The 16760-nt window shown below is 67.2% G+C and carries 10 protein-coding genes; 1 reads left to right on the top strand and 9 read right to left on the bottom strand.

Annotated features, from left to right (window positions below):
* Positions 1 to 36: 36 nt before the first annotated feature.
* The 9 genes from ABT186_RS02525 to ngcE all read right to left on the bottom strand — a co-directional run bounded on the left by ABT186_RS02525 (position 37) and on the right by ngcE (position 12374).
* Positions 37 to 1530, bottom strand: coding sequence for an amino acid permease (locus tag ABT186_RS02525; RefSeq protein WP_351923237.1), 1494 nt, complete (start codon positions 1528 to 1530; stop codon positions 37 to 39).
* A gap of 146 nt (positions 1531 to 1676) precedes the next feature.
* Positions 1677 to 3611: a 1-deoxy-D-xylulose-5-phosphate synthase gene (dxs, locus tag ABT186_RS02520; RefSeq protein ID WP_351232025.1), complete on the bottom strand. Its 1935-nt coding sequence runs from the start codon at positions 3609 to 3611 to the stop codon at positions 1677 to 1679.
* A gap of 341 nt (positions 3612 to 3952) precedes the next feature.
* Complete coding sequence (locus ABT186_RS02515) at positions 3953 to 5275, bottom strand: sugar ABC transporter permease (RefSeq protein ID WP_351232027.1); 1323 nt, start codon at positions 5273 to 5275, stop codon at positions 3953 to 3955.
* The gene (locus ABT186_RS02510; protein ID WP_351232029.1) at positions 5272 to 6063 is read right to left on the bottom strand and encodes an ATP-binding cassette domain-containing protein; all 792 of its coding nucleotides are present in this window, start codon (positions 6061 to 6063) and stop codon (positions 5272 to 5274) included. The genes ABT186_RS02515 and ABT186_RS02510 overlap by 4 nt, the downstream gene beginning before the upstream one ends.
* Before the next feature lie 235 nt (positions 6064 to 6298).
* Positions 6299 to 7408, bottom strand: a complete 1110-nt coding sequence (locus ABT186_RS02505; protein ID WP_351923235.1) for a sugar ABC transporter substrate-binding protein — start codon at positions 7406 to 7408, stop codon at positions 6299 to 6301.
* 122 nt (positions 7409 to 7530) lie between these two features.
* Positions 7531 to 8730, bottom strand: a complete 1200-nt coding sequence (locus ABT186_RS02500) for an ROK family transcriptional regulator (protein ID WP_351923233.1) — start codon at positions 8728 to 8730, stop codon at positions 7531 to 7533.
* Between the two features lie 263 nt (positions 8731 to 8993).
* Positions 8994 to 9917: a carbohydrate ABC transporter permease gene (locus ABT186_RS02495; RefSeq protein WP_351232035.1), complete on the bottom strand. Its 924-nt coding sequence runs from the start codon at positions 9915 to 9917 to the stop codon at positions 8994 to 8996.
* Positions 9918 to 9919: 2 nt separating this feature from the next.
* Entirely contained in the window at positions 9920 to 10846 is a 927-nt protein-coding gene (locus ABT186_RS02490; RefSeq protein WP_351232037.1) for a carbohydrate ABC transporter permease, read from the bottom strand.
* A gap of 79 nt (positions 10847 to 10925) precedes the next feature.
* Positions 10926 to 12374: an N-acetylglucosamine/diacetylchitobiose ABC transporter substrate-binding protein gene (ngcE, locus tag ABT186_RS02485; protein WP_351232039.1), complete on the bottom strand. Its 1449-nt coding sequence runs from the start codon at positions 12372 to 12374 to the stop codon at positions 10926 to 10928.
* Positions 12375 to 12833: 459 nt separating this feature from the next.
* On the opposite strand from ngcE, the gene ABT186_RS02480 reads away from it, so the two are divergent.
* Positions 12834 to 16637 (top strand): GH92 family glycosyl hydrolase, encoded by a 3804-nt coding sequence (locus ABT186_RS02480; protein WP_351923231.1) that lies wholly within the window; start codon positions 12834 to 12836, stop codon positions 16635 to 16637.
* Positions 16638 to 16760 lie beyond the last annotated feature (123 nt).

Below are 16760 nucleotides of genomic sequence, written 5' to 3'. Positions count from 1 at the left end.
GGACGCGTCACCGGGTGTCGTCGCCGCGCGGCCTCGTCACTTCGTCGACGTGGTCTCCTCCTGGCGGCCCACGCGGCTGTGCGAGCGCCCGTAGAGGAAGTACACGAAGAAGCCGACGACCAGCCAGACCGCGAACCGGATCCATGTCTTGGCGGGCAGGTTCAGCATCAGCCACAGCGAGGCGGCGACCGACAGGATCGGCACCACCGGCACGAACGGGGTACGGAAGGCGCGGTGCAGATCGGGGCGGGTCCGGCGGAGGATGACCACGCCGGTCGCGACCACGATGAAAGCGAACAGCGTGCCGATGTTCACCAGTTCGGCGAGTTGGCTGAGGCTGGTGAAGCCCGCGATGACGGCGATGACCACGCCGAGCAGGATGGTCGGCCGGTGCGGGGTCCTGGACCTCGGGTGAACACGGGAGAAGAAGCGGGGCAGCAGCCCGTCGCGGCTCATCGCGAAGAAGACCCGGGTCTGGCCGAGCAGCAGGATCATGCAGACGGTCGTCAGACCGACGGCGGCACCGAAGCTGATCACACCCGCGTACCAGGGGTGCCCGGCAGACTTGAAGGCGTCGGCGAGCGGGGCGTCAACGGACAGCCTGGAGTAGTGCTCCATTCCGGTGACGACGATCGACACCGCCACGTACAGCGCGGTGCAGATGAACAGGGAGCCCAGGATGCCGCGCGGCATGTCGCGCTGCGGGTTCCTGGTCTCCTCGGCCGTGGTCGCCACGATGTCGAAGCCGATGAACGCGAAGAAGACGACGGACGCGGCGGTGAAGATGCCCATCACACCGAAGTTGGACGGTGCCCAGCCGAACATCAGCTGGATGAGCGGGGCCTTGAGGGTGCCGCCCGCCGGCACCGCCTGCTCCTTCGGGATGAACGGCTTGTAGTTGGCGCCGCTGATGAAGAAGGCGCCCGCGGTGATCACGATCAGCACCACGGTCACCTTGATGGCGACGACGAGCTGGGTGACCCGGGCCGAGAGCTTCACTCCGATGACGAGGATGGCGGTGAGCACCAGGACCAGCGCGGCGGCCAGGATGTCGAAGCCGAATCCGTGCGCCCCTTCCCGGCCGCTGAGGTAGCCGGGCAGATGCCAGCCCACGTTGTCCGTCAGCGAGCGGATGTACCCCGACCAGCCGACGGCCACCACCGCCGTGCCCAGCGTGAACTCCAGGACGAGGTCCCAGCCGATGATCCAGGCGGGCAGCTCGCCGAGCGTGGCGTACGAGAACGTGTACGCGGATCCCGCGACCGGGAGCGTCGAGGCGAACTCCGCGTAGCAGAGCGCGGCGAGCGCGCAGACGACACCGGCGACCACGAACGCCAGGGAGACGGCGGGGCCCGCGTTCTCCTTGGCGACCTTGCCGGTCAGCACGAAGATGCCGGTGCCGATGATGACACCGACGCCGAACACGGTCAGATCCAGGGCGGAGAGGGTTTTCTTGAGCGCGTGCTCCGGTTCCTCGGTGTCCAGGATCGACTGCTCGACGTTCTTCGTCCGGAAGAGAGTGCTGCTCACGGGCGTACCTCCCATGCTCGTCGTCCTCGACATGATCGAGAGGGGGCGTAGTCCGTATGCCCCGGCGCGGGCGGATTCACGCAAATGGGCCGGTTTCGCCACCGTAAAAGATGGAGAAACCGGCCCAAAGGAACCAGTCGGTCGGGTCAGTCCCGCGCCGGCTCCACCGAGTCCACGGCGCGCGCGGCACTCGTACGGTCGAACCGGCCGTCGAGCTTGGCGACCAGCCCGGTGACCTGGCGGGCGATGTCCGGCGCGGTCAGGCCGATCTCCGCCAGGACCTCCTTGCGCGAGGCGTGGTCGAGGAAGCGCGGCGGAATGCCGAAGTCGCGCAGCGGTACATCGACGCCCGCGTCGCGCAGGGCCTGCGCGATCGCCGAACCGACACCGCCGACGCGCGAGTTGTCCTCGACGGTGACGACCACGCGGTGCCGCGCGGCAAGCGGGGCGAGCGCCTCGTCGACGGGCTTGACCCAGCGCGGGTCGACGACGGTGGTGGAGATGCCCTGCTTGTCCAGGAGGCCCGCGATCTCCAGGCACATGGGCGCGAGGGCGCCGACGGAGACCAGCAGCACGTCCGGCGCGGGGGCGTCGGCCTTGCGCAGGACGTCCATGCCGCCGACCGTGCCGACCGCGGGGACGGCCGGTCCGACGACGCCCTTGGAGTAGCGCAGCACGGTCGGCGCGTCGTCGACGTCGACGGCCTCCCGCAGTTGGGCGCGCAGCTGCTCGGCGTCGCGCGGGGCGGCGATCCTCAGGCCCGGTACGACCTGGAGCATCGACATGTCCCACATGCCGTTGTGCGAGGCACCGTCGTCGCCGGTGACACCGGCCCGGTCGAGCACGAAGGTCACGCCGCACTTGTGCAGGGCGACGTCCATGAGGACCTGGTCGAAGGCGCGGTTGAGGAACGTCGCGTACACCGCGAAGACCGGGTGCAGACCGCCGGTGGCGAGGCCGGCCGCGGACACCGCGCCGTGCTGCTCGGCGATGCCGACGTCGTAGATGCGGTTCGGGAAGGCGTCCGCGAACTTCTTCAGACCCACGGGGTGGAGCATCGCGGCGGTGATGGCGACGATGTCCTCGCGCTCCCGGCCGAGCTTGATCATCTCGTCGCCGAAGACGGAGGTCCAGCTGGCGGCGGAGGCCTTGATGGGCAGGCCGGTGTCCGGGTGGATCGGGCCGATGCCGTGGAAGCGGTCGGCCTCGTCCTGCTCGGCGGGCTTGTAGCCCCGTCCCTTCTCGGTGAGGCAGTGCACGATGACCGGGCCGCCGAACCGCTTGGCGCGGGCGAGGGCGGACTCCAGGGCCTCGATGTCGTGCCCGTCGATCGGGCCGACGTACTTCAGGCCCAGGTCCTCGAACATGCCCTGCGGGGCGATGAAGTCCTTCAGGCCCTTCTTGGCACCGTGCAGGGTCTCGTAGAGCGGCTTGCCGACGACGGGCGTGCGCTCCAGCACCTCCCTGGTGCGGGCCAGGAACTTCTCGTAGCCGTCCGTGGTGCGCAGGGTGGCCAGGTGGTTGGCGAGACCGCCGATCGTGGGGGAGTACGAGCGCTCGTTGTCGTTGACGACGATGACGAGCGGGCGGTCCTTGGCGTCCGCGATGTTGTTGAGCGCCTCCCAGGCCATACCGCCGGTGAGGGCGCCGTCTCCGATGACGGCGACGACGTGGCTGTCACGCTCGAGCAGCTGGTTGGCCTTGGCGAGGCCGTCGGCCCAGCCGAGGACCGTGGAGGCGTGCGAGTTCTCGATGATGTCGTGCTCGGACTCGGCGCGCGAGGGGTAGCCCGACAGGCCGCCCTTGCTCCGCAGCTTCGAGAAGTCCTGACGGCCGGTGAGCAGCTTGTGGACGTAGGCCTGGTGACCGGTGTCGAAGAGGACCTTGTCCCTGGGCGAGTCGAAGACACGGTGCAGGGCGATGGTGAGCTCGACCACACCGAGGTTGGGGCCGAGGTGGCCGCCGGTCTTGGACACGGCACCGACGAGGAAGGTCCGGATCTCCTCTGCCAGCTGATCCAGCTCCTCCAGGCTGAGCCGGTCCAGATCGCGCGGTCCCCTGATGCGGGTCAGCAGCGGCACCCGTGCCTCCTTGCAGTAGAGCTGTGTCGAGCTTTTGCCGGGCCTGTCGAGTCTAATGTTCCGTCTGTGCGGATCATGGACGGCCCTCACGTTCCGCACCACACATTCGGCCGCACACAACTGTGCCCGGCACCACCATTGGCACCGGGCACAGGGGTTCACGGGCTTCTTTTGAGAGGGGGCACTGCAGCGCCCCTGAAAGGGGCGCTGGGCTGTGACATTGTGCGGCTCCGCCGCGATGGGGGTCCCCCCTGTTCGAGCGAAGCCGAGAACTTGGGGGAGCGACCAGCCACAACGAACCCGCAGCCGACAAGCGCCCCCGCACCCCTACGGCGAGAGACTCAGGCTCGGCCGGAGGCCTTCTGGCTCTTGCGCGACACCGAGTCGATGACCACGGCACCCAGAAGCACCGCACCGGTGATCATGTACTGGATGGACGTGTTCATGTTGAGCAGGTCCAGACCCGTCTGGATGGACTGGATGACCAGCATGCCAAGGAGCGCGGACCAGACGCTGCCCCGGCCGCCGAAGAGGCTGGTGCCACCGATGACGGCGGCCGCGATGGCCAGCATCAGGGTGTTGCCGCCACCGGCGTTCAGGGTCGCGCTCGCGGTCTGCCCGGCGAAGAACATGCCGCCGATCGCCGCGAATCCACCGGAGATGGCGAACACCGTGATACGGACCATGGGCACGCTGATACCGGCCCTACGGGCCGCTTCGATGCCGCCGCCGACCGCGAAGATCTTCCGGCCGTAGGTGGTGCGGCGCAGCACGAAGTCGACGATCACCAGCGCCGCGAGGAAGATCACCAGGGCGTTGGACACACCGGCGGAGTTGTTCAGCACGGCCGCGGCGGCGAAGGACGCCACGGCGAGCGCGCCGACGCGCAGCAGGATCTCGCTGGTAGGCCGGAAGGGCACGCCCGCGGCACGACGCCGGCGCTGATCGTTGAACGAGCCCACGAGCGTCAGGACGACACCGAGGCCGGCCAGCAGATAGGCACCGATGATGTCCTGGTCCATGAAGAAGGAGTTCTGGCCGAGGAGATGCACCGGGCCCGAGTCGGCGGGGATGTTGATGGTGCCGCTCGAGCCGAGCAGCCACAGCATCAGGCCGTTCCAGCCGAGGAAGCCCGCCAGTGTCACGACGAAGGCGGGTACGCCGATCCTGGCGAAGAACCAGCCGTGCAGCGCACCGATGCCGGCACCGGTCACCATGGTCAGCAGCAGGGCCAGCCAGGGGTTCATGCCGTGGTTGACCACGAACACGGCGAACAGCGTGGACGCCAGGCCGCTGACCGAGCCGACGGAGAGGTCGATCTCACCGAGCAGCAGCACGAACACCAGGCCGATGGCGAGCATGCCGGTGGCCGACAGGAAGTAGCTGATGTTCGACAGGTTGTCGGCGCTGAGGAAGCGGTCGTTCTTCAGCTGGAAGATGGTCCAGATGATGACGAGGCCGATGAAGACCGGCAGCGAACCCAGCTCGCCGCCCTTCACCTTGCGCCTGAACTCGGTGATGTAGCCCTTGAAGCCCTCTTCGCGGACCAGCAGGCGCGGGTCGACGACGGCGACCGGCGCGGCCGTGGGGTCGGCGGGGGGAGCCACGGTGGTTCCGCCCTCGGGTGCCGAGTCCGACTTGTCAATCTTGGTCGAGTCGCTCACTTTGCCGCCTCCGCGGTGCGACGCCCCGCACGACGGGTCACGGCGTTGTCCGTGGCACCCGTGATCGCGGCGATGATCTCTTCGTGGCTGGTGCTCTTCACCGGGAAGGAACCGTTGTTCTTGCCCAGGCGCAGGACGGCGACGGTGTCCGCGACCGCCTTCACGTCGGCCATGTTGTGGCTGATGAGGATGACACCAAGGTTCCGGTCGCGCAGCCGCTCGACCAGGTCGAGGACCTGAGCGGTCTGCTCGACACCGAGGGCGGCGGTCGGCTCGTCCAGTATCACGACCTTCGGGTCACCGATCAGGGCGCGGGCGATGGCGACGACCTGGCGCTGGCCACCGGAGAGGCTCGCGATCGGGATGCGCACGCTCGGGATGCGGATGGAGAGCGTGCTCAGCAGCTCCCGGGCGTTCTTCTCCATCGTCACCTCGTCGATGACGCCCCTGTGCAGGAGTTCGCGTCCGAGGTAGAGGTTGCCTACCACATCGAGGTTGTCGCACAGGGCGAGGTCCTGGTAGACCGTCGCGACGCCGAGTCCCTGGGCGTCGTGCGGCTTGTTGATGGAGACGGGCTTGCCCTCCCACTCGATGACGCCTTCATCGATGGGGTGAACACCCGCGATCGTCTTGACCAGGGTCGATTTTCCTGCGCCGTTGTCGCCGACCAGGGCGACCACTTCTCCGGCGTGGACCTCCAGCTCGACATCGGTGAGTGCCTGGACCGCACCGAATCGCTTGGAGACTCCGCGCAACGCCAGCACGGGCGTAGCGGACACGTGAACCATCTCCTTCGCCGCCTGACCGGCGGGGATGCCGCGCTTTGGGACAGGCGCGGAGGGGTGTGCGAAATGCACAGGTTTACAAGATGAACATGCGCGAAGCCGCTGCCTTTGGCAACGGTCGTGTCCGTCCGAGACGGGACGATTCCGTCCGATGCCCGCCCCGGCAGCGGGGTATGAGAGCCGGGGCGGGCATCGGAGGGGCTTCGCGGGACCGCGGAGCGGTCGTTGGCCCGAGGGCTTACTTCAGGCCGGCGGCCGCGCAGCCCTTGGCGTAGTCGCCGGTGCAGATGTCCTGGACGGTGTACAGCCCGTCCTTGATCACCGTGTCCTTGATGTTGGCCTTGGTGACCGACACCGGGGTCAGCAGCTGCGAGGGAACCTTGTCGCCGGAGCCGCTGGTCAGCTCCTGGTTGGCGAGGGACTTGATGTCCTTGCCCTGGAGCAGGTTGACCGCGAGCTGGGCGGCGGCCTCGGCCTCCGGCTTGAAGGCCTTGTAGACGGTGCTGGACTGGGTGCCCGCGACGATGCGCTGGATACCCGCGAGCTCCGCGTCCTGGCCCGTCAGCGGGATGCCGCTGATGCCTGCGCCCTTGAGGGTGTTGGCGATACCACCGGCCATGCCGTCGTTGGCGGAGTAGACGCCCGTGATCTTCTTGGCACCGAGCTGGGTGATGGCCGCCGACATCTTCTGGGCTGCGACGGTGTCCTTCCAGAGGCCGGACTGCTCGTAGGCGATGTCGACCTTGCCGTCGAGGATGTTGTGGGCGCCCTTCTTGAACTGACCGGCGTTCGGGTCGGCGTCGTCACCGTTGATCATGACGACCTTCGACGACTTGCTCGCCTTGGAGCCCAGCGCGTCGAGCAGCGCCTGGCCCTGCAGCTCGCCGACCTTGACGTTGTCGAAGGAGACGTAGGCGGAGACGGGGCCCTGGGCGAGGCGGTCGTAGGCGACGACCTTGATCCCCTTGCTGACCGCGGTCTGGATGGAGGACTTGATGGCGGCAGAGTCCTGGGCGCTGATCACGATGACCTTGACACCCTTGGTGATCATGCTGCTGACCTGCTGGGCCTGCTTGGCAGCGTCACCGGCCGCGTTCGCGTACTCGACGTTGCAGTCCGAGCACAGCTCCTTGACCTTGGCCTCGAAGTACGGCTTGTCGAACTTCTCGTAGCGCGCGGTCACGCTGTCGGGGAGCAGCAGACCGATGGTCTTGCCACCCGAGCCGCCGCTGCCGCTGCTGCTGGAGGAGTCGCTCTTCTTGTCGCCGGCCTTGCCACAGGCGGCCAGCGAAAGGGCCATGGAAACCGCGGCGGTGCCGATCACGACTCTACGCATCGTTGCGTTCATTTGGGGGTGCCTCCCTGACAGGGCCGCAGCGCTGCGGCCGAGGTGGCTCGAAGTCAACTCGGCCGCAAGTTCGACGTCAAGAAGTAAATACTTAACGAGATGGCAACGGCGTCATGCGTTCTCTAAGTGAAGGCGGGTGTCGCTACCGCGAGAGATCCGTCCAAAAGGGTAGAATCGCCCATCTCGCTGAGCGCGAGAGCGAGTGCTCCGAGCACCTCCGCACGACCCCCAAGTGCCCCCGGGAGTACGGACAGTTGACGCGCAGCACTGGGGATGGCGTAGCGGCCGACGGACTCCCTGATGGGCCCGAGCACCAGTTCCCCGGCCTCGGCAAGATCGCCGCCCAGGACCACACGGCTCGGGTTGAGCAGGTTGCAGAGATTGGCCACCCCGCTGCCGATGTGCCTGCCCACGTCGGCGATCACCCGACGGCAGCCCGGGTCTCCGTCCCGCGCCAGCCGCACAACGCCTTCCATCGTCAGGTCGGGGCCATGACTGGGCTGGAGCAGCGGAAGCACATAGCGCGCGGCCGCGAAGGTCTCCAGGCAGCCCCGGTTTCCGCAGCGGCACACGGGGCCCGACTCGTCGAGGGTGATGTGCCCGATCTCCCCCGCCGTGCCACCGGGGCCGCGGTAGATCCTCCCGTTGATCACCAGGCCGGCGCCGACACCGCTGGCGACCTTGATGTAAGCAAGATCACGCACCCCCCGGCCGCTGCCCCAGACCAGCTCACCGAGGGCGCCGAGGTTGGCGTCGTTGTCCACGTACACCGGCACGCCGAGCCGCCCCCGCAGCTCCTCGGCGGGTCTGGCACCGGTCCATCCCGGCAGGATCGCGGTGGAGCCGAGCGTGCCCGACTCGACATCGATGGGTCCGGGCACGCCGACACCCACACCGGCGATCTTCGACCGGTCCACCCCGGTCGCCTCGATCAGCCTGCCCACCAGCTCTTCCGCCCGGTCGAAGCCCTGCGCGGCAGAGGCGTCCACATCCAGCGGCTCGGACTCCTCGGCGAGCACCTGGTGGGCGAGGTTTCCGACCGCGACGCGCAAATGGGTGTGCCCGAAGTCGACGCCGATGACGATGCCGGCGTCACCGCTGAGGGAGACGCTGCGGGCCCTGCGCCCGCCCGCCGACGTGGGCGTGACCTCGACGGTTCCGCCGTCCTTCAGCTCCCGAACGATATTGGAGACGGTCGCCGCGGACAGGCCGGTCGTCCTCGCAATCTCGGCCTGCGTGAGCGACCCGGCAAGACGCACCGCGCGGACGACGCGCTCCAGATTTGCTCGGTGCAGCGACGACTGCGATCCCGGAGTCTCCATCGACTCATCCACTCCTGCCCTCAGCCCGGCGGGCACGATGCCGCCCGTGTGACCCGAGTCACAGCCGCGGGACCCGGGTCACTTACAAGTTGTGAACTCCAAACTCCGCTGAACGGGCTACCGCAGTCAAGACCTTGACGGGAATCCGGAGAGAACAGGATCGAGAGCGTACGGTCACGACGGCGTCGCCCCGGATTCACCGGGGCGACGCCGACAGGACGGATTTGTACCGGCTCGTACGGTTACTGACCGTAATGTGATCGCTACTTCAGGGCCCCCGCGGTGAGCCCCTGCACCACCTGGCGCTGGAAGACGATGTACGCCGCCAGCACCGGGAGCATCGCCATCACCAGCCCGGCGAAGAGGCCGGACCAGTCGCCCTTGTAGCCCTGGCTGGCGGCCAGCTGGACCAGGCCCTGGGTCAGGACGTGTTTGTCGGGGTCGGTGTTGAGGACCGTCGGGAGCATGTACTGGTTCCACTGGCCCAGGAAATTGAAGATCCCGACGCTGATCAGACCCGGCTTCGCCATCGGAAGCATGATCTGGAAGAACGTACGGGTGTGCGAGGCCCCGTCCACGAACGCGGCCTCCGCCACCGAGGTCGGCAGCGAGCGGAAGAACGCGGTCAGGAAGAAGACCGTGAAGGGCAGCGAATAGGCGATGTAGACCAGGATCAGTCCGTGGATTGTATTCAGCAGTCCCATGTTGTTCACGACATAGAACAGCGGGACCAGCGCGAGCATGATCGGGAAGCTCATGCCGCCGATGAACAGGTAGTAGATGAACCGGTTGCCCGGAAACTCGAAGCGGGCCAGGACGTAGGCGGCCATCGAGCCGAGGACCAGCGTGCCGATGAGCGAACCGCCCACCACCAGGACGGTGTTGAGGAAGTAGTCGCTCATGTTGGCGTCGGTCCAGGCTCGCGCCCAGTTGTCGAAGTGCAGTTTGTCCGGCAGCGCCCAGGGCGAGCTGAAGATCGAATTGTCGTCCTTGAAGGACGTCATCACCGCCCACAACAGCGGCATGACCACCATGAACGCCCACAGGACGAGCATGCCGTGCGAGAAGACGTTGAGGACGGCGCCCTCCCGCTTCCGTCGCGGCGATGCGCCGACCGGAGTGCCGGTCCCGGTGACGGCGACGCCGGACTCGGCCGGGATCGGGGCAGGGGTCTCGGTGGTCTTCATGTTCAGAACTCCAGCCGCTCGCGCCGGCCCAGCCGCATCACGATCGCCGCGAACAACAGCGTGACGACGAGCAGGGCGACACCGATCGTGGTTGCGTAGGCGGCCTGACCGTCGCGGAAGGCCTTCTGGTAGACGTACAGCACCATGACGGTGGTCGAGTAGTCGGGACCGCCCGGTCCCGTCGTCATGATCTGCACGACCGCGAACGACTCGGCGCCCAGGGCGAGGATGCCCATGTACACCCAGCCGGACTGCACGGTGTCCCAGAGCAGCGGCAGGGTGATCCGGAAGAAGGTCGCGGCGCGGCCCGCCCCGTCGAGCAGGGCCGCCTCGTACAGGTCCGCCGGGATGGAGGCCATGCCGGCGGAGAAGAGGACCACGAAGAAGCCGACCGTGGACCAGACGAGGACCGCCATCACGCACCACAGGGCGAGGCTCGGGTCGCCCAGCCACAAAGGCTGGACGCTGTCGAACCCGATGCCCCGCAGCAGCGAGTTGATGGCACCGCTGTCCGGGTTGTACGCAAAAGCGAACAGCAGGGCCACGATGGCGATCGAGAGCACCTGCGGGAAGAAGTAGACGATCTTGTAGAAGGACGAGCCTCGGACGCCGGAGATCGCCGGCCCGCCCTTCCGCCGCCGCCCGCCCACATTGATCATGAACGCGAGGAACAGCGCCAGGCTGATCGTCACCAGCGGAAGCAGCAGCGCGAACAGCAGGCTGTGCCACAACGACTTCCAGAAGATGTCGTCGTGGAACATCCTCGTGTAGTTGTCGAAGCCGACCATCTTGAATTCGGGGCTCAGCCCGGTCCAGTCCGTGAACGAGTAGTAGATGGACTGGATGAACGGCCATACGACGAAGAGGACGTACAACCCGAGGGGGACCGCCAGGAACCCCACGATGAACCGGTATTTGCCATGGTGCATTGCTACCGACCCCGATCTCGCTGCATGGCCCCCGGCCCCGGCTGCCGATGCGGCCGCCGCCACCGCTGGTGACGGACCCTCACTGGTGCTTGTAGTGCTTGATCGACGTGTCCTTGGCGGCCTCGTCGGCGAAGCCCTGGATCTTCTTGATGGCCTCGGCCGGGGTGAGGCGGCCGGCCATCATCTCGCCGAGACCGGCCACACCGATCTTCTCCTTCTGGAGCTGCACGTACCAGTCCTGCAGACGCGGGTTGAGGACATTGCTGCCTGCCTTGTCCAGCGCGGCCACACCGGACTTGAGGCCCGGGGTGAGGCTGATGCCGGTGGTGCCGCCGTTGAACGCCGTCAGTGACTTCACCTTGGTGGTGAAGTTCTTCGAGGACGCCTCGCTGAGCATGATGCGCAGCTGCTCCATGCCGCCCTCGGGGTTCTTCGCCTTGGCCGGGACGATGAAGGGCTCACCACCGGAGGCCCAGATGGTGCCGAAGGGCATCTTGTCGGAGGAGTCGATGCCGGTGGGCGCGGAGACGGCGAGGTTGAAGTCGCTCGGGATGACGTTCGCCGACTCGTTCTCCACCCACGAGCCGTTCGGGATGAACAGAGCCTTGCCCTTGGCCCAGGCGGTCTGCGACTGGATGTGGTCGAGACCCGGCGTGCCCTGGAGGATGTAGCCCTTCTTGTAGAGCTCGTAGTACGCGTCGAAACAGGCCTTGACGGCCGGGTGCTTCCAGGCGTTCGGCTCCAGGTTGTCGATGGCGTCGAGGACCTCACGGCCACCGACCTTGCCGATCATCGGATAAAGGGAAAAGGGGATGTAGTACGGGTATTTGCCCGCGTACGTCCAGCCCGCGACGCCCTTCTTCTTGGCCTTCTCGCACACCGCGAGCATCTCGTCCCAGGTCTCCGGGTACTTCGCGTCGAGCGAGTCGAGGAGCTTCTGCGAGTACCAGACGCCGTACACGGTGTAGGCGTAGTACATGATCCAGACGGGCTTGCCGTCGAACTGGCCCATCTCGACGATGCCCGGACGCAGCGTGTCGCGGACCTTCTTCGACGGGTCGTCGTACGAGGCGGCGTCGAGCAGCGGGGTGAGGTCGGCGAGCTGGTTCTTGCCGACCAGGACGCCCATGTCCATCTGTTCGGCGCCGGAGTTGTCGATGAGGTCCGGCGGGTTGCCCTGGTTGAAGCGGGGCTGCAGGGTGGACTGGATCTTCTGGGTGGCGGAGAACTTGACCTTCGCCTTCGGGAAGTCCTTCTCGTAGACCTTGACCGCGTCCTCGGCGTACTCCTTGCCGAAGCCGCCGTCGAAGAGCACGAACTCCATCTGCGCCGTGTCGTTGACGCCGAGCGGGTTCTTCTGGGTCTTCTTGCCCGCCTTGGCCTTTTCCCCGCCGCCTCCCCCGCTGCTGGCACACGCGGACAGGAAGCTCATCGTGGGGACGGAGATCAGGCCGAGCGCAGCGGACCGCTTGATCAGGTCGCGACGGCCGACGCCTTCGGGGGTGGAGTTCTCGCCGGTGGATCCCATGCTCAAGTCCTCGCCTTCTCCAGGACTCAGGCGGTGAACCGGATCCTTCCCGGCACCGCAGTGATCGTGAAGCTGGGTTCGTGCATGAGGGATTCAGTGGGACGGCACGGCAGCCGGTCGTGTTCGAAACGGTCCGCCGCCCCTCGATTCTCCCCGGTCGTGCCTGTCCACAGCCGTCGTACGGCAGGGTGACGGCTGCCCGGACGCCGACAGGTATAGTCCACTCTCCGTCGACGGAGCAAGATCGAATGCAAGGTTGACGGTTTGCTTGTCCGAGTTGAGACCTCGCGGAAATACGGAATACCCGTGCGCCTCTCGAACGGGATATCCACCGCATTGAGCTCGAATGCCACACCCAACACCCTTGACATCACTGAGCACTTGACCGCCTACTGATCCTTGCGCAGCGAAGTTGACAACGTTGTCCATATTTTCACAGCGCAGGGAGGGTGCTCGCGCATGCAGCACAGATCTCGGCACAGATGGGCTCCTACGGCGGTCGTGACCACGGCCGCCTTCGCGTTGCTGGTGGCGGCCCAGGGCGTGGCGGTGGCGCTGCCCGTCCAAACGGCGACCGCCGACCGGGAGTTCACTTCCTCGTTCGAGCCGGGCGATCCGGCACCGACGTGGCTGAACACCGTGGACACGGCGGCGGACGGCTCGAAGCGGGCGTCCGGGGTAGACGGAGGGTACACCACGGGCATTCCGGGCAATGTGACCGACGAGGTCACCGATGTCCGGGCCAGCGCCGAGAACACGGGTGCCGGCGAGGTCAAGGAGAACCTGGTCGACGGCGAACCGGGCACCAAATGGCTGACCTTCGCGCCCACGGGCTGGGTGGAGTTCGACTTCGACGCGCCGCAAAAGGTGCTGACGTACGCACTGACGTCGGCCAACGACTATGCGGAGCGGGACCCGGCCGACTGGACCCTTCAGGGCTCCACGGACGGCAAGGACTGGAAGACCCTCGACACGCGCACCGGTGAGTCGTTCGACGAACGCTTCCGGACGAGATCGTTCGATCTCGCCGAGCCGGCCGAGTACGAGCACTTCCGACTCGACATCACGAAGAACCACGGCGCGGACATCCTGCAACTCGCCGACGTGCAGTTCTCCACGGGCAACAGCACCGAGCCCACCCCCAGGGACATGCGCACGCTGGTGGACCACGGCCCGAGCGGCTCCCCCACCGCCAAGGCGGACGCGGGCTTCACGGGCCTGCACGCGCTGCGGTACGCGGGGACGCACAAGACGGACGGGCGGGCGTACTCGTACAACAAGGTCTTCGACGTGAACGTGGGTGTCGCGCAGGACACCCGGCTGTCGTACCGGATCTTCCCGTCGATGACGGGCGAGGACCGTGATTACGACGCCACGAACGTCTCCGTCGATCTGGCCTTCACCGACGGCACCTATCTGAGCGACCTCGGGGCGCTCGACGAGCACGGCTTCCCGCTCACCCCGCAGGGTCAGGGCGCGTCCAAGGCGCTGTACGTCAACCAGTGGAACAACGTTGTCTCCCGGATCGGCTCGGTCGCGGCCGGGAAGACCGTGGACCGGATCCTGGTGGCGTACGACTCACCCAAGGGGCCCGCGAAGTTCCGTGGCTGGCTGGACGACGTGGCCCTGAAGGTGGTGCCGCCGGACAAGCCCAGGGCGCATCTGTCCGACTACGCGGTCACGACGCGCGGCACCAACTCCAGCGGCGCCTTCTCGCGCGGCAACAACTTGCCGGCGACGGCCCTGCCCCATGGCTTCAACTTCTGGACGCCGGTGACCAACGCGAGCTCACTGAGCTGGCTGTACGACTACGCGCGGACCAACAATGCGGACAATCTGCCCACGATTCAGGCGTTCAGTGCGAGCCATGAGCCGAGTCCATGGATGGGTGACCGGCAGACGTTCCAGGTGATGCCATCGGCCGCGTCCGGCACCCCGGACACCGGCCGCAGCGCGCGTGCTCTGCCGTTCCGGCACCAGAACGAGGTCGCGCGCCCGTACTACTACGGCGTGACCTTCGAGAACGGCCTCAAGGCGGAGATGACGCCGACGGACCACGCCGCGGTGCTGCGGTTCACCTACCCCGGTGACGACGCGAGCGTGCTCTTCGACAACGTGACGGAGCAGGCGGGGCTGACCCTCGACAAGGACAACGGGATCGTCACCGGCTTCTCGGACGTGAAGTCCGGGCTGTCGACGGGGGCGACACGGCTGTTCGTCTACGGCGTGTTCGACGCGCCGGTGACGGACGCGGCGGTGTCCGGGGTGAAGGGGTATCTGCGCTTCAAGCCCGGCGCCGGCCACACGGTGACCCTCCGCCTCGCCACCTCGCTCATCAGCATCGACCAGGCGAAGGACAATCTGCGCCAGGAGATCCCGGACGGGACGTCGTTCGACGAGGTGAAGGCGCACGCGCAGCGGACGTGGGACAGGCTGCTCGGCACCATCGAGGTCGAGGGAGCGACGGCCGACCAGCTCACGACGCTGTACTCCTCGCTCTACCGGCTGTACCTGTACCCCAACTCGGGCTTCGAGAAGGTGGGCTCGGCATACCAGTACGCGTCGCCCTTCTCTCCGATGACAGGTCCGGACACCCCCACACACACCGGGGCGAAGATCGTCGACGGCAAGGTGTACGTCAACAACGGCTTCTGGGACACATACCGTACGACCTGGCCCGCGTACTCCTTCCTCACCCCGAGGCAGGCGGGTGAACTGGTCGACGGTTTCGTGCAGCAGTACAAGGACGGCGGCTGGACCTCGCGGTGGTCCTCGCCCGGCTACGCGGACCTGATGACGGGCACCTCGTCGGACGTGGCGTTCGCGGACGCCTATGTGAAGGGCGTGAAGTTCGACGCGGAGGCCGCCTACGACGCGGCGGTGAAGAACGCCACGGTCGATCCGCCCTCGTCCGGGGTCGGCCGCAAGGGCATGGCGACCTCGCCGTTCCTCGGCTACACGAGCACCGACACCAGGGAGGGCCTGTCGTGGGCGATGGAGGGCTACGTCAACGACTACGGCATCGCGAAGATGGGGCAGGAGCTGTACGAGAAGACCGGCAAGAAGCGCTACGAGGAGGAGTCGGCGTACTTCCTCAACCGCGCCCGGGACTACGTCGACCTCTTCGACACGAAGGTGGGCTTCTTCCAGGGCCGTGACGTACGGGGCGACTGGCGGCTGGACCCGTCGAAGTACGACCCGCGCGTGTGGGGTTACGACTACACGGAGACGAACGGCTGGGGCTACGCCTTCACGGTCCCGCAGGACAGCCGGGGTCTGGCGAACCTGTACGGCGGCCGCGCCAAGCTGGCGGACAAGCTGGACGAGTACTTCGCGACACCGGAGACGGCATCGTCACAGTTCGTGGGCTCCTACGGCGGCATCATCCACGAGATGACGGAGGCGCGAGACGTACGGATGGGCATGTACGGGCACTCCAACCAGCCGGCGCACCACGTGATCTACATGTACGACGCGGCCGGACAGCCGTGGAAGGCGCAGGCGAACGTCCGCGAGGTCCTCTCCCGTCTGTACACCGGCAGCGAGATCGGGCAGGGCTACCACGGCGACGAGGACAACGGCGAGCAGTCGGCGTGGTACGTGTTCTCGGCGCTGGGCTTCTATCCGCTGGTGATGGGCAGCGGTGAGTACGCCGTCGGGTCGCCGCTGTTCACCAAGGCGACGGTGCACCTGGAGAACGGCAGGGAACTCGTCATCAAGGCCCCGAGGAACAGCGCGAAGAACGTGTACATCCAGGGCCTGAGGGTCAACGGCAAGGCCTGGACGTCGACGTCACTGCCGCATGCGCTGATCGCCCGGGGCGGGGTGCTGGACTTCGACATGGGTCCGCAGCCGTCGTCCTGGGGCACCGGCAGGAACGCGGCGCCGGTGTCGATCACACAGGACGACAAGGTGCCGTCGCCGCGCGTGGACGTGCTCAAGGGTGACGGTGCGCTCTTCGACGACACCTCGACGACGGAGACGACCGTGACGAGCGTTGACCTGCCGGTGACGGAGTCCACCAAGGCGGTCCAGTACACCCTGACGTCCCCGGCGGACCACACGAAGGCCCCCACGGGCTGGACGCTTCAGGCCTCCCAGGACGGCACGGACTGGACGACCGTGGACGAACGCTCGGACGAGTCCTTCGCCTGGGACCGGCAGACGAGGGCGTTCTCCATCCCGCACCCCGGCGCGTACGCGCACTACCGCCTGGTCCTGACCACGGAGTCGACCCTGGCGGAGGTGGAACTGCTGGCCTGAGACACCCCGCAGGAGAAGGGGCGGGGGGGCGGGAGGCGCCCCCCCCGCCCCGCCGTAGCAGTAGGGGCCGCGCGCCGCCCCCCCGGGGGGGCCCCCCGGGCCCCGCGGGCCCCCCGGGGGCGA

This window comes from Streptomyces sp. NPDC001634, assembly GCF_040298185.1.
Taxonomy (GTDB): domain Bacteria; phylum Actinomycetota; class Actinomycetes; order Streptomycetales; family Streptomycetaceae; genus Streptomyces.
Note: the sequence above shows the minus strand (reverse complement) of the source record. Positions and strands in the feature narration are given on the sequence as shown.